Annotated in this window: 14 protein-coding genes; 7 read left to right on the forward strand and 7 right to left on the reverse strand. The window is 40.1% G+C overall.

Annotation, left to right across the window (positions count from 1 at the left end; all coding sequences use genetic code 11):
• Positions 1–412: 412 nt before the first annotated feature.
• The 3 genes from BV372_RS20885 to BV372_RS20895 all read left to right on the forward strand — a co-directional run bounded on the left by BV372_RS20885 (position 413) and on the right by BV372_RS20895 (position 3,418).
• The gene (locus BV372_RS20885) at positions 413–1,129 is read left to right on the forward strand and encodes a response regulator transcription factor (RefSeq protein ID WP_086688413.1); all 717 of its coding nucleotides are present in this window, start codon (positions 413–415) and stop codon (positions 1,127–1,129) included.
• A gap of 186 nt (positions 1,130–1,315) precedes the next feature.
• A complete protein-coding gene (locus tag BV372_RS20890; RefSeq protein WP_086688414.1) occupies positions 1,316–2,989 on the forward strand; it encodes a SpoIIE family protein phosphatase in 1,674 nt (557 codons plus the stop codon).
• Between the two features lie 3 nt (positions 2,990–2,992).
• Positions 2,993–3,418 carry an anti-sigma regulatory factor gene (locus BV372_RS20895; RefSeq protein WP_086688415.1) on the forward strand — a complete coding sequence of 142 codons (426 nt, stop codon included), beginning with the start codon at positions 2,993–2,995 and terminating at the stop codon, positions 3,416–3,418.
• Between the two features lie 110 nt (positions 3,419–3,528).
• Here the strand turns inward: BV372_RS20895 and BV372_RS20900 are convergent, their stop codons facing one another.
• Entirely contained in the window at positions 3,529–3,951 is a 423-nt protein-coding gene (locus tag BV372_RS20900) for a nuclear transport factor 2 family protein (RefSeq protein WP_086688416.1), read from the reverse strand.
• A 249-nt stretch (positions 3,952–4,200) separates the two neighbouring features.
• Between BV372_RS20900 and BV372_RS20905 the strand changes: the two genes are divergently transcribed.
• The 3 genes from BV372_RS20905 (at position 4,201) to BV372_RS20915 (ending at position 6,370) form a co-directional block, all read left to right on the forward strand.
• Positions 4,201–4,722 (forward strand): type IV pilin-like G/H family protein, encoded by a 522-nt coding sequence (locus BV372_RS20905; protein ID WP_179198175.1) that lies wholly within the window; start codon positions 4,201–4,203, stop codon positions 4,720–4,722.
• Between the two features lie 63 nt (positions 4,723–4,785).
• On the forward strand, positions 4,786–5,760 hold the full coding sequence (gene queG, locus BV372_RS20910; protein ID WP_086688418.1) for a tRNA epoxyqueuosine(34) reductase QueG: 975 nt from the start codon (positions 4,786–4,788) through the stop codon (positions 5,758–5,760).
• Complete coding sequence (locus BV372_RS20915; RefSeq protein ID WP_086688419.1) at positions 5,735–6,370, forward strand: HAD-IA family hydrolase; 636 nt, start codon at positions 5,735–5,737, stop codon at positions 6,368–6,370. Before queG ends, BV372_RS20915 begins: the two co-directional genes overlap by 26 nt.
• A 139-nt stretch (positions 6,371–6,509) precedes the next feature.
• Here the strand turns inward: BV372_RS20915 and BV372_RS20920 are convergent, their stop codons facing one another.
• Positions 6,510–6,884 (reverse strand): hypothetical protein, encoded by a 375-nt coding sequence (locus tag BV372_RS20920; protein ID WP_086688420.1) that lies wholly within the window; start codon positions 6,882–6,884, stop codon positions 6,510–6,512.
• A gap of 214 nt (positions 6,885–7,098) precedes the next feature.
• On the opposite strand from BV372_RS20920, the gene BV372_RS20925 reads away from it, so the two are divergent.
• Positions 7,099–7,629 (forward strand): orange carotenoid protein N-terminal domain-containing protein, encoded by a 531-nt coding sequence (locus tag BV372_RS20925; protein WP_086688421.1) that lies wholly within the window; start codon positions 7,099–7,101, stop codon positions 7,627–7,629.
• 256 nt (positions 7,630–7,885) lie between these two features.
• On the opposite strand, the gene BV372_RS20930 is transcribed toward BV372_RS20925, so the two are convergent.
• From BV372_RS20930 to BV372_RS20950, 5 genes are all read right to left on the reverse strand, one after another.
• Positions 7,886–8,293 carry a GNAT family N-acetyltransferase gene (locus BV372_RS20930; protein ID WP_256973352.1) on the reverse strand — a complete coding sequence of 136 codons (408 nt, stop codon included), beginning with the start codon at positions 8,291–8,293 and terminating at the stop codon, positions 7,886–7,888.
• 6 nt (positions 8,294–8,299) lie between these two features.
• Positions 8,300–9,025 (reverse strand): ABC transporter ATP-binding protein, encoded by a 726-nt coding sequence (locus BV372_RS20935; protein WP_086688423.1) that lies wholly within the window; start codon positions 9,023–9,025, stop codon positions 8,300–8,302.
• A gap of 126 nt (positions 9,026–9,151) precedes the next feature.
• Entirely contained in the window at positions 9,152–10,558 is a 1,407-nt protein-coding gene (locus BV372_RS20940; protein WP_086688424.1) for a hypothetical protein, read from the reverse strand.
• Entirely contained in the window at positions 10,555–10,899 is a 345-nt protein-coding gene (locus tag BV372_RS20945; RefSeq protein ID WP_086688425.1) for a hypothetical protein, read from the reverse strand. The genes BV372_RS20940 and BV372_RS20945 overlap by 4 nt, the downstream gene beginning before the upstream one ends.
• A gap of 93 nt (positions 10,900–10,992) precedes the next feature.
• The coding region (locus BV372_RS20950; RefSeq protein ID WP_143845225.1) for a CHAT domain-containing protein at positions 10,993–12,942 on the reverse strand (1,950 nt) is incomplete at its 5' end.

A 12,942-nucleotide genomic window follows, 5' to 3' on the forward strand; every position in this document is an offset into this window, starting at 1 on the left:
ATTCTAGCCAGTATACTCTTAGCATAAGGTGGTTAGTTTCAAGCTAACTCCTTTTGGGGAAGCTACTCTACCCGAAGTCGCTTTGAGGAAAATAGTTCACCTGCAATCCAAACATACTGGGGATAGCTTGCTCTATCTATGAGCTTTTGTCAATTTATATTAATAGTAAACAAAATTCAATTAATTGATACCCAACGCTGAGAGTTAGGGTCTATCCCCCTTGATTCTATTATTGAATAGTAATGTTCCCTAAGGAAGTGAATGCCTGTGGCACTGGTAACGCCTTTGCGTGTTAGCTTGACTGACAAATCACTTCTACAGTTTTGTACAGATCTCTTACAACTGCATCTTCTACAGGTTCTGAGTAAACTCGGTTTTACAGTTAAGGTAGTGTAACGGGCGGAAGTTGACTATGAGTAGAATTCGTATTGCTCTAATTGAAGATCATGACCTCACCCGTGTGGGTATTCGGACAGCACTAATGCAAAAAGAAGAAATTGAAGTTGTAGGAGAAGCTGCCAATGCTGCGGAAGGTCTGAAAATGCTCAAAACCCTACAACCGGATATTGCGATTGTCGATATTGGCTTACCGGATAAAGATGGCATTGAGCTGACGCGTGAGTTGAAGTCTACGAATGGGGCAGAGTTAAGAACTAAGGTGTTAATTTTGACACTACGTGATAACAAAGAAGCAGTACTAGCAGCTTTTGCAGCTGGGGCTGATTCTTACTGTATGAAAGATATTAAATTCGATAATTTGCTGGAAGCAGTGCGAGTAACTTACAATGGCAACGCTTGGATAGATCCGGCGATCGCCAGGATTGTATTACAACAAGCACAACAAAATCCAGCAAAACAAGATGCAGTATCATTAAATACAAAAAATAACCTGAATAATTCTGAGTCTGGGGAGACTCAGGAGCATATAGATCCTTACATCCTCACAGAACGAGAATTAGAAGTGTTACAGTTGATCGTCGAAGGTTGTAGCAATGCAGTGATCGCAGAAAGACTTTATATCACAGTAGGGACAGTGAAAACTCACGTCCGGAATATTTTGAACAAGTTGTGTGCTGACGATCGCACCCAAGCCGCAGTTCGCGCCTTGCGTTCTGGGTTAGTTGGGTAGGTTTAACTCTAGAAATTTAGCCTTTCAAGCATATTTTCTGAGAAATTTACAGCTTTAAGAGAAATATTCAGTTCAAAGTGGGTAACTTCTCTAATAGAGTTAGTTTTTGATTATGCCATTATTTATTAAGTGTGATAAAAATTACACTAATTTTTCATTCAAGTATCTAAAAAGTTAAAGTCAAATATGACTGAAATAGAGGTATACAAACTTAAGCTCATGGTGGTAGATGATGAGCCGGATAACTTAGATTTACTCTACCGCACTTTTAGACGAGATTTTGAAGTATATCAAGCCAATCATGCCCGTAGTGCGCTGGAAATACTAGACAAAGAAGGCGAGATGGCTGTGATTATTTCTGACCAAAGAATGCCAGAAATGAACGGCACTGAATTCTTGAGCCGCACAGTAGAGCGTTTTCCAGATACAATTCGCATTTTGCTGACTGGTTTTACTGATGTCGAAGACTTGGTAGATGCAATTAACTCAGGTCAGGTATTCAAGTACATCACTAAACCGTGGAATCCCCAACGGCTGAAAGCGCTTGTTGAACAAGCTACTGATACCTATCGTTTAGTTAAACAACGCACCCAAGAGTTGCGTCGCGCCTTGCGGCGAGAATCTTTGTTTAATGCTGTAACCACGGCAATCCGAGAGTCGTTGGATTACGACAGCATGTTACAAAAAATTGTAGCAACTATTGGAGAAGCATTTGAAACTACTTGTTGCTTCCTCAAACCAGTAGAGGGCGATTGCCTGACATCAGACCTCTTCTCCTACCAAGATCCTAATTTCAATAGCTCAAATTTCAGCTTCGACCCTGGCTCTTTAATTGAAAAAGTGCTGGAAACTCGTCAGTATCAACTTACTCAAAGTACAGATGAAGGTAACCCTTGGCATCAACTGGTTGTGCCTTTGTCTTACCAGCAACACCTGCTTGCTGTTCTTGCTCTTTACCAAAGAGGACACGATCATTCCTGGCAAGATGAAGACATACAACTGATTGCCGGCGTTGCTGAACAAGCAGCTTTAGCTCTTTCTCAAGCAAAACTATACCAGCGCCTCCAAGAAAAACAGCACCAAATCAGAGCTGAATTAGAAGTTGCTCGCCAAATTCAAAATAACCTGCTACGACAAAGTTTACCTGAAATTAAGGGCGTGAAAGTGCAAGCTTGCTGCTATGCCGCTCGGGAAGTAGGAGGAGATTTTTTTGAAGTGTTTGTTCATCCGAAAGGGAACTTGTGGCTAGCAGTAGGTGATGTTTCCGGTAAAGGTGTGCCAGCAGCTTTGTTCATGGCTAGTGCGATTTCGGTATTACGGCGGGAATTATCTCAAGAAACCCCAGCCGAGCCGAATATAGTCATGCAGAATCTTAATCATGCTATGTGCGATGACTTGATTAGCAACAATTGCTTTATCACACTCGTCCTAGCTTGTTATAGCCCAAGCACGAAAGAACTAGTCTATGCCAATGCTGGTCACATCTATCCTTTACTATGGTCGTCACCCACGACTGCGGACGCACAACCCCATTATCTCAAGGTCCGTAGCGTTCCCTTAGGTATCTTACCTAAGTGGCAGGCAGAGTCTGGTCGCTTAGTACTTAATCCTAAAGATACCCTGCTGTTAGCCAGTGATGGAATTACTGAGGCAATGGTATCAAATACTGTATTTAACTGTAAAAATGCTGAAGATGGCGGTCAGCCCTTTAGCCGATCTATGCTGAATCAAGACGGACTTTGGCAACTGTTACAACAGGAACCAAAACCACTCTCTCTTGGTAATTTACTCACTCGCATCCAAGCAAACAACCCAGTTCAAGAAGACGATCAAACTATACTCTCAATGGAGGTTTTGTAAGTAATGAAAAGTGAGCTGCATGTACCAAGTGACTTAAATTTTTTAAATATCGTTGAAAACTGGTTGCTGGGATGCTTGAAAATCCAGTTAGGAGAATCGGTTGATTGGTCACGGCAATCAAGTCGGTTGCGACTAGCTTTGGTTGAAGCCTACTCTAATGTAGTGCGTCATGCCCACAAAGAACAGGCTAATTTGCCAGTTTTACTACGTTTAGAACTGAAAGACCGAGATCTCGCTTTAGAAGTATGGGACTATGGCGAAGGCTTCGATATGTCTACTTACTTTCCGCCAAACCCTCTAGAAAAACAAGAAGGTGGCTACGGTTGGCTGATTATGAATCGTTTGATGGATAAGGTAGAGTACCAGTTGCAAGTAGATGGTGCTAACTGCCTGAAGTTAGAAGCTACCCTACCAGAACTAGTTACTTGACACTCCTTGTGTGCTCATCAGAACTACCGCTAGCCAAAGTTAAAACAATTCAAAATTCAAACAAGAATTTTTGCACCTACTAGTAGTGAAGGATCTTGGCTGCTAGCTAATTAATCGCGACGTAACGCAAGTAACTCTTGAGGAGAAGCTAAAAGCTTAATTTTGGCTTCTGTAATTTGTCGTTGTTGATTGAGTATAAATATCCATAAAACGTTAACACTACACCAGGAAGTTTTGGCTTTGCCTGCTACCTGAACTTGAATTTGCTCATTTTCCAAAATCTCGGTAATTCCTTTGTGTGGATCGGCTTTAATATCCTGAGCCTCTTTTTCTAGATATCCAGCGATCGCATCTGGACCGACAAAACCAGATTCAAATGGTGCGTACATAGTACCATCTTCGGCAAACAAGGCAGCTGTTGCCGCAAATTCTCCTGCATTCAAACTTTGAAAGTAACGTAGTATGCTGGGTTCTGTAATTCCCTCTATTGAGAATTCTTCTGTGACATTTTCCACAACACTTGGCTGTGTCATAAAATTTCCTTGATTACACTAACTAAAGATTTATTTCACGCTAAAAGCAAGCAAAAAAAAAGCTGCTAATGGGATAGATTCCTAATTTCAAGGTAATTCTTCCTCTGGATGGAGGTCGTTAATCTGTGATGCCAATAAACTTGCACATTCTTTCGAGAAAAATCAGTTACGAAAAAGTACTTCTAGCAACATTAGGACAAAAAGCTTAAGCTCTCAAAACTTTTTCTTCTGAAGTTGTATATGCTAGATATGACTAAGCAAACTAACCGTACCAAAATTAACTTTAAAAAAATCTTCTTACTTGTTGGAGTTGGAGCCTTACCAGTTGGAATTTTAACTCTTTTTATTCAAGTTACACCGAGATGTGGCTGTAGTGATGGGAGCCGGGAAACAATTAGCAGTTTTACCAGAGCACAACAAGCATATTTCTTAGAAAAATCAGCTTTAGCTAAATCTTATAGGTCATTAGGACTGGGAGATAGGGACGCACCAGCAGCAACAAACCGCTATCGATATTCCGTAGAAATGAATCAGGATCGGTCATTTATCTACGCAACTCCTACTAAAGAACTTCCAACTGATTTGTTGAGGTTCGGTTTGACGAAGAAGGGTCGTAGCAGCCTTGTGGGTGCAGTTGCTTATGATAAAAAGAAGAAATCTACTGTTTCAATAATGTGCCGTTCTCTGAAAGATACTTTAGATCAACCTCCCAAAACTGTGTTCCAAGAAGATAAGCTTACCTGCCCTCTAGGCTTTAAAAGTATGGAATAAAATGCATAGGTGTGGCGAAGGGATAATCTCAATCATAGATTAAGCAAAATTTACATAAGCTAAATGAGTAAATATGCCGTAATCAGCAGCGATGCGATCAAAGAAAAGGCCAAGGAATTGGGATTTCACAAAGCAGGAATTGCTGCTGTAGATGGGGTAGATGAGACAGCGAAGCAGCGGTTACAAGCATGGATCGCACTAGGTTATAACGCTGACATGGAATGGATGGCTAACCCAAAGCGTCAAGATATTCGCTTAGTAATGCCAGAAGTGCGATCGCTTGTTAGTGTAGCTCTGAATTATTACACACCACATCAACGTCCTGAAGGTGAGGAATACGCCAAGATTTCTCGCTATGGCTGGGGGAGAGATTATCATAAGGTGATGCACAAGAAACTCAAGGCATTGAGTACTTGGTTACAATCACTTGGTGAAGGCGTTCAGGCACGTTACTATGCAGATACAGGCCCCGTACAGGATAAAGTGTGGGCACAAAAAGCTGGTATTGGATGGATTGCCAAGAACGGAAATGTGATTACGCGAGAGTATGGTTCGTGGGTATTTTTGGGAGAAATTTTCACAAATCTGGAACTAGAATGCGATCGCCCATCTACAGAACATTGTGGAACCTGTACTCGCTGTCTTGAAGCTTGCCCTACTAATGCAATTATTAATCCTTATGTAGTAGATGCTAATCGCTGCATTGCATATCATACGATTGAAAATCGGGCAGAAAAATTACCACAAACAGTCAAATCAAATTTACAAGGCTGGGTTGCAGGTTGTGATATCTGCCAAGATGTTTGCCCGTGGAATCTACGTTTCGCCCAGGGCACTGATGTGGCAGAATTTAATCCTTATCCTGGGAATCTGGCACCCAAACTGATAGAATTAGCAAAAATCACAGATGAGGAGTGGGAGCAACAATTTCCGGCCTCAGCCTTGCGGCGGATTAAACCAGAAATGTTACGACGTAATGCCCGTGCTAATCTAGACGCATCTAGGCAACAGAATGACGCAGAAAGTAATTATTTTTGATTTTGATGGCACGATTGCAGATACAGTACATGCTCTTGTAAGTATTGCTAATCGTTTGGCTTTAGAGTTTGATTATGTACAAATAACTCCTCAGGAGTTAGCTCTCCTCAGAAACTTAACTTCTCGAGAAATTATTAAGTACTCAGGTATTTCTGTTTTGAAGATACCTTTTTTACTTAAAAAAGTTAAATCAGAATTAAAAAATAAGATTCATGAATTTAAACCTATACCAGGCATGAAAGAAGCCTTAATCGAACTTAAAGCTCACGGGTATAAACTTGGAATTATCACTTCTAATTCCAAAGATAATGTAACCGAATTCCTTAAAATCAATGATTTAGGTAGTTTATTTGACTTTATATATTCAGGCGTTACAATTTTTGGCAAAACAACTATCATCAATAATGTATTAAGGCAAAAGCAACTTAAACCCCAAGAAGTTATTTATGTTGGAGATGAAACCAGAGATATAGAAGCATCGAAAAAAGCTAATATCAAGGTGATTGCAGTCACTTGGGGATTTAATTCACCAGAAGTTCTAGCCAAACAAAAACCAGACTTTTTGATTCACCATCCAAGTGAGCTTTTAAGAGTTTTAATTAATCAATAGTTAAAGTAATTAGTAGTTTTGAACCACATCAATCGTAAGGGCACAGCAATGCTGTGCCCTTAGCGCGTAGACTATGTATCTGAAAATAGCTGTAATTGGAAGTCCCTTATAACTAAGGACTTGTGACTATTGATTGAAGTTAATTTTTTGATTGGCCCTTTTCTAAAGCTTTTTCTACTAAATCATCATCGACGTTAGTTACACCTTCTGTTTTAGAACCACCAACGTCCTTAGCCATATCTGCATAATCATCAGGATTACCAGTTGCTTGCGCTTCAGTTCTGACTTCTTCTGGTTTTGAAACTTCGTGTTGAGGCGCTGTTGCTGCTTGGGCTGCTTTAGCACCCTCACCTGTGCGGTCAACCTCACTTACACTAAATTGCTGTGCAGCCGCGTAATCAGCTTCAAAGTCTACCTTTGGCGCTTCTTCTTCGCCAGCAGCTATGTTTTCAGCTGCTAATTGTGCGTCATGGGTAGGAGCTTCGTTGACATTGGGCTTTACTTCATCAGGCATAAATCACTCCTAGGTATTTTTTACTTGCTGAAGTCATCGTATCAAAGCGATCTACCATATCATTGGCACCTTGGGAGATATTCTTACTTCTATTAAAAGATAGATAAAATCTGCAAGTTGCGCATAATAAATCTCTTTCCATTGGGGGTAGATTCTAATTCTTAAACTCTGTTAACCCTAAGTTTGATAAGTTAAATTGCCTTGGAGATTAACAATGACCGCTAGCCAAGATAAAAACATTTCTCAAGCTCTGACTAATGAAACTCAAAAAACAGTAGAAGCTTTTAATGCCTTAGACACCGATGCTAAGTTAGCATGGCTGTATTTTGTTTATGAAAAAATGGGGGATTCTGTTACTCCAGCTGCGCCTGCTGCTGCCGAACCTAATTTAGCACCAATCTTGCTAGGAGATTATTTGGAGTTATCAGTTGAAGAGCAATTGGCGATTATGCGCCAAATTGTTAATCGCGAGGCTACAGATTATTCTCGTGCCTATGGCGCTATAAAAGAAAATAATCAGCTGTTGGTTTGGTATGCTTGGGCTGTAGGTATGGGAGATAAGATAGTTGATATCCCAGACGATTATGAAACTACAGATAGTATTGACAATCTACTTTCCCAACTTGAAGGATTAGAATTTGAAGAGCAAATTTCTGTGCTGCGAACGATCGCAGGCAATATGGGCTACAGTGATGTCAAGCCGATTGAAACACAAGCACAAACTGGCAAAACATCAAGTTTGTAATTTATAACGCTGTCATACCAATTCTATGTGAGGCTGCACATTAACGCCCTCAGGCTAGAAGCCTAGGGCTAAACAAACAAAGCCTGCCTACGCAGGCTAATTATATGCATTTTCATAAAGAATTGATATAAAGGCTAATAACTGATTTATAGTTATTAGCCTTAAAAATATAATATTTATTGCTTAATCAGGCGAAATCTATTTTGATGTAAAATTTATAATTAATAATTAAACAAAGAGATTATTCTTTTATTTATTAAGGGTCATTAATTAGCCATTTACCGACTACTTTCTCCAAGCAGGTTTCTAGTTTTTTAAAGCCAAGTTGCTGGTAAAAATCTACAACATCATCAGTAAATAAACAGACGTGTTGACCAGGCAATTCATCTAATAGTATTCGCATCATTGTACTAGCAATTCCTTGGCGACGGTAAGGAGTGAATGTCCAGACATCAACTATATAAGCATTACAAATACCATCCGATAATACACGGGCTGTACCAATGATGCGATCGCCTGCATAAGCAATGCAAGTACGATAACTATTAGTAAAGGATATTTTGAGTTGCTCAGGAGTTCTGCCGTTGTCAAAGTTATCCTGACTGAGTGTGGCTTTCATCTCCTCCCAATCGACATTTTCTAGATGAAGTTTGTAGGTAATCACAATAGTTTACGATGCAGCCAAATGAGTTAAATCGGCTGGAGTTAAATAAGAGTGAATAACTTCACCATCGCGGAACCAAACAATACGCTGAGTTTGACGCGCCACATCTGGTTCATGGGTGACCATAACTACTGTAATACCACTGGCGTTCAATTCGCTAAATATATCCATTACTTCTTGGGTTGTGCGTGAATCTAGTGCGCCAGTAGGTTCATCGGCTAGGAGAACGACGGGACGATTGACAATAGCCCGGGCGATCGCTACTCTTTGTTGTTGTCCACCAGATAGTTGAGTGGGTTTGTTGTTGAGGCGCTTTTCTAAGCCGACTTTAATCAAGGCTTCGGTAGCGCGATCGCGTCTTTCGTTAGCATTGATTCCAGCATACGCCATTGGCAGCATGACATTTTCTAGGGCTGTGAGTTGGGGTAATAAGTGAAATTGTTGAAATACAAACCCTAGTTTGATGTTGCGAATGTGCGCCAATGCTTTATCTTCCATTTGCGCTACATCAAGGTTATCTAGATAGTAACTCCCAGAGGTGGGGCGATCTAGACAGCCGATAATATTCATGGCTGTGGATTTACCGGAACCAGAAGGCCCCATGATTGAACAATACTCGCCTTCGTTAATAGTCAAATTCACATCATTGAGTGCTTTGACTTCGGTTTCACCACTACCATAGATTTTATAGATATTTTCTAAACGTATGATAGGTGATTTGTTATATGTCATTTGTCATTTGTTATTTGTCATTGGGCATTTGTCATTCGTTGTTTGGCAAGAAGGCAATAGGCAAAAACATTTCAGATTGCTTTGCTGCGCTCGCAACGCTTCGCAATTTTGAATTGTTTATGTCCCTTATCCCCTACTGCGTTTGGTGATTAACCAACCCAAGGCAATAAATAACAATGTAGCAAAAAAACTTAAAAGCAAGGATGCGTAAAAAGGATGAGGTTGGTTATCAGGAGATATAGCTGCTAGAGGCTTGTTGAGTTTGTCGATATGTTGGACGACTACGCCGGAGATAATTGCACCGCCACCAAAGCCGATGCCTAATATTTGAATTGTCCGTTCTAAAGAGCGATCGCTCTCGGCTTGTTCTATTTCTACTATGCCGCGAATTGAGTCTATGGCTTTACTCAATAATTCTGCACCGTGGCGGAAGTAGCCTAAGTTTGCACTGATTTGTTGTTGAAAGAAGGGAGCATTTTTTTGGCTGAATGTTTCTATAAAGCTGATGTCTTCACCGGGAATTAAACTCCGAATCTGCTGCAATCTTTCGGTGTAGTTATAGGTGTTAATCGCAATTGTATTTTGATATTCTTCTAAATTTCGCAGCAGGCGGGTGTAGGTTAATGATAATTGCGGTAAGGCTTTTAGCTGGGTTTTTAAGTTAGTTAAATTTACTGTGTTGGTAGATTGATTGTTATCTACTTTGGGTATTTGGTCAATATTTGTTTCTATTTGGCGATAGGCTAAATCTAGTTGTTTATAAATTTCTCTACTATCTTTGTAAGCTTTTACGGCTTTGGTTCGGAAGAAAAATAAATCTAATAATTCTTGATAGCATTGCTTAAATTTAGCATCTGCCTTGTCATCGACAAATAGCCAAATTAAAACGTGCTGATAGTTAGCTAATTGACTAAATAATCCATATTCAAAAATTGGACTACCGAATAACTCAGTTTGGCGGTTAAATGGTGGTATCTGGTAGTTATTGGGGAAGATTGAGGTTAAACATTCGCTGGCGATTTGCTGGATAATTTGTCTATCTTTTGCGCCTGTTAACCAACCAGTTATGAGTAAGGTTTGACCAAGAAATTGAGAATTGTCTTTAACAATTAAACAGTTATTGGGATTTAATTGGCGTAATAAAGCTATTTCTACATCGTCTGTTGGCTGATTATTTTCCTTTTCTGGACGGCGTAAATTTAGCCACAAGCTGTAACTGTCGTAAAGACGTAAGGGATGAGCAAAGCCTTTGATGAGTACATCTTGATTTTGGTTGAGAGAAACTTCACTAGCAAAAGAGACAGCATAATTATCATTGATAACTTCTGTGTCTTTGAGTAAATCTACACGGGGGTTATCTGGTTGTTTATAAATATCAATACGCTGGCTGAGATGCAAATCTTGCTGTAAGGTGGCGTGGACTATTTCATCAGCAGTATTCCAGAGAAAGTTTGGAGCGGTTGATGTAGCATTACTAGAGCTTTTGTGTAATTGAAAAGCGAATAAATGAATATTCGGCGCATATAATTTCATGGTTGATTTGGCTGAGAGGCGGCTGTATTTTTAGCTTGCAATTTTTTGAGTTCATCTTGCAAAACTCGGTAGCGGTTTTCTTGGGTGTTTTCTTGAATTTCTGGTTTGGTTTTACTGACTTTATCAATTTCGCGTTCTTCAATTAATACCGCATCTCTGACATCTTCGTAATTGATGTACCATTGGCGCAGCGCTTCTGCTATTACATTAGGTGGTTGGGTTTCTAACTCTGCTATTTTTGCTTGAAGTTCTGGGATAGCTGTAATAGCATCTGGTGGAAAAACGTAATCTTGATTTCGCGCTACTTGGGTGAATGCTTGGATAAGTTTATCAGGTTCCATAAATTTATTTTTCGTTGGGTGGTTTTTGGGGTAAAACACAAGCTCTAAAAGATCCCCGACTTCTTAGAGAAGTCGGGGATCTGAGCCTTTGCATTAACACGGAGAGATTGCACAAAAAGCTGCCCAGAATTCTGGTTTTTTAAATGGTTGTTGTTCGGGTTTATATTGTGTTTCTAAAATATCAATAATTTGCTGTTTTTGTGCTAATTCCATTTTTTGCTTACCGCGAATCCATCTGATGATTTGTGCTTGGGTTGCTTGCCGTAGCCATTGCTGGGTATGATTAAGTGCTAAGGGCACATTATATGAATGATTGGGCAATAGCTCATAAAATTTAATCATTAATAAAGCTGTGTGAAAGTCGCTCACAGCCCATAAGGTACTAATAATATTGGCTGCGCCAGCGCGGATAAAGCCACTGGTTAAGCCTATATATTCATCGCTGTTATTTGTAATGTCAATCAAGCCGGTTTCGCAAGCAGAAAGGGTGACAAGACGGCAATTAGCTAAGTTTAATTGAAATATATCTTCTAAAGTCAGGCATTCATTTAAATCAATTAATGTTTCTTCATCAACTCGCAGGTAGCGCGATGACTTGGTATTGGCAGGAATTTCAGCAATTGTGGCTGTTGCTAACTGTAAGCCTGATTGTAGCGGTGAGTTGAAATTAAAATATCCGTGACAAGAAAAATGTAGCCATTGGGAATTGCTGAGATTTTCGTTGTTTAGTTTTTCTGCTAATGCTGCTTTGGTGGCTTGGTGATGTTTGAGAATTTGGTGCGGTTGAAAATCTGCGGCTATGGTTTCGACTTCGATATCGGTGAAGGCTAAATTATTGGTAGGGTTTTGAATCGCAAATAAATGGCTCAGTGAAGCAGCCAATAATTGAGATGATGAATTGAGTTGTTGGGCTTTGATTTGGGCGAAACGCAACAGTTGACAACTGGGTGCATAACTCACACTACCGGGAAATTTATCAATTAAATACTCTGGTGTGGAGGTGTTGTTAGATAGGGGGACAGCGTGGAAAGGTAAAAGATGTAAATAACGATGGGGAATGAGAATTAATTTTTGGCAATGAGCAGGGATGAGTGAGACTATTTGATTGAGGTGGAGAATTTGTGTGAGTTGGGTAAGTTGATGATGTAGCTGAGAACGCCACTTGTTTTTATTTTCGATGTAACGCTGGAGGTAATCATCAATCCATTTTTCTAAGTTTTCTAAATCTTGTGGTTGAGATTGCCAGATTACAGGTTTGTGATTGTGGGTGATGATGAAAGCCCGAAAACAATCATTAAAAATGTACCATTGGATAATGGCAGTTTCGTTATCTAAAAGGTTTTGAATTTCGGTAAATTGGATACTACTACTAACTAAAGGCAGATTCTCTTGAGTTGCTAAAGCTGCTTTCGTTAACAGTTCTACTAAATTGCGGGTTTTGCTACGTTCAATATATTCTATGGCTTCCGTGTCTTTTGCTAATGCTAGGCACACTTCCACCATGCGGCGATAAAGTTTATTCCATTCTTCAGCTTGTTTGAGCTTGGCTTCGTCACCAGAAACAATTTCACCCCGCAAAGGTTCGACTGTCGCAATAGCTGTGTCAAAGGTATTGTAAGCTAAATCAAATTGTTTTTCCTGTTGGTATAAAATGCCGAGATTTAACAAAATTTCTGCATGGTTTTGGGGAAAGGCGTTGCGGGTTAAAACTTCGAGTGCGGCGCGATATGCAGCGATCGCCTGTTCAATATTCTGTGCACGTTCTCCGAATATTCTGCCAAGGTAAGCAGCCCCCAGATTATTTTGCGTCATTGCCCAATCTACAGGAAAGGCTTTGCGGGTTCTAACTGACAGTGCCGCAGTATAAGCGGCGATCGCCTGTTCAATATTCTGTGCACGTTCTCCGAATATTCTGCCAAGGTAAGCAGCCCCCAGATTATTTTGCGTGGTTGCCCATTGTACAGGAAAGGCGCTCTGGGTATAAACTGACAGTGCCGCAGTATAAGCAGCGATCGCCTGTTTAATATTCTGTGCACGTTCTCC

It is taken from the genome of Nostoc sp. T09, from assembly GCF_002154695.1.
Classification (GTDB): domain Bacteria; phylum Cyanobacteriota; class Cyanobacteriia; order Cyanobacteriales; family Nostocaceae; genus Aulosira.

Excerpts from the sequence above, each read along its gene's own strand:
- BV372_RS20905 (WP_179198175.1), top strand. The coding sequence starts at position 4,201 with ATGACTAAGCAAACTAACCGTACCAAAATTAACTTTAAAAAAATCTTC.
- BV372_RS20940 (WP_086688424.1), bottom strand. The coding sequence starts at position 10,558 with ATGAAATTATATGCGCCGAATATTCATTTATTCGCTTTTCAATTACAC.
- BV372_RS20885 (WP_086688413.1), top strand. The coding sequence starts at position 413 with ATGAGTAGAATTCGTATTGCTCTAATTGAAGATCATGACCTCACCCGT.
- BV372_RS20895 (WP_086688415.1), top strand. The coding sequence starts at position 2,993 with ATGAAAAGTGAGCTGCATGTACCAAGTGACTTAAATTTTTTAAATATC.
- BV372_RS20900 (WP_086688416.1), bottom strand. The coding sequence starts at position 3,951 with ATGACACAGCCAAGTGTTGTGGAAAATGTCACAGAAGAATTCTCAATA.
- BV372_RS20920 (WP_086688420.1), bottom strand. The coding sequence starts at position 6,884 with ATGCCTGATGAAGTAAAGCCCAATGTCAACGAAGCTCCTACCCATGAC.
- BV372_RS20890 (WP_086688414.1), top strand. The coding sequence starts at position 1,316 with ATGACTGAAATAGAGGTATACAAACTTAAGCTCATGGTGGTAGATGAT.
- BV372_RS20915 (WP_086688419.1), top strand. The coding sequence starts at position 5,735 with ATGACGCAGAAAGTAATTATTTTTGATTTTGATGGCACGATTGCAGAT.
- BV372_RS20925 (WP_086688421.1), top strand. The coding sequence starts at position 7,099 with ATGACCGCTAGCCAAGATAAAAACATTTCTCAAGCTCTGACTAATGAA.
- queG (WP_086688418.1), top strand. The coding sequence starts at position 4,786 with ATGAGTAAATATGCCGTAATCAGCAGCGATGCGATCAAAGAAAAGGCC.
- BV372_RS20935 (WP_086688423.1), bottom strand. The coding sequence starts at position 9,025 with ATGACATATAACAAATCACCTATCATACGTTTAGAAAATATCTATAAA.
- BV372_RS20945 (WP_086688425.1), bottom strand. The coding sequence starts at position 10,899 with ATGGAACCTGATAAACTTATCCAAGCATTCACCCAAGTAGCGCGAAAT.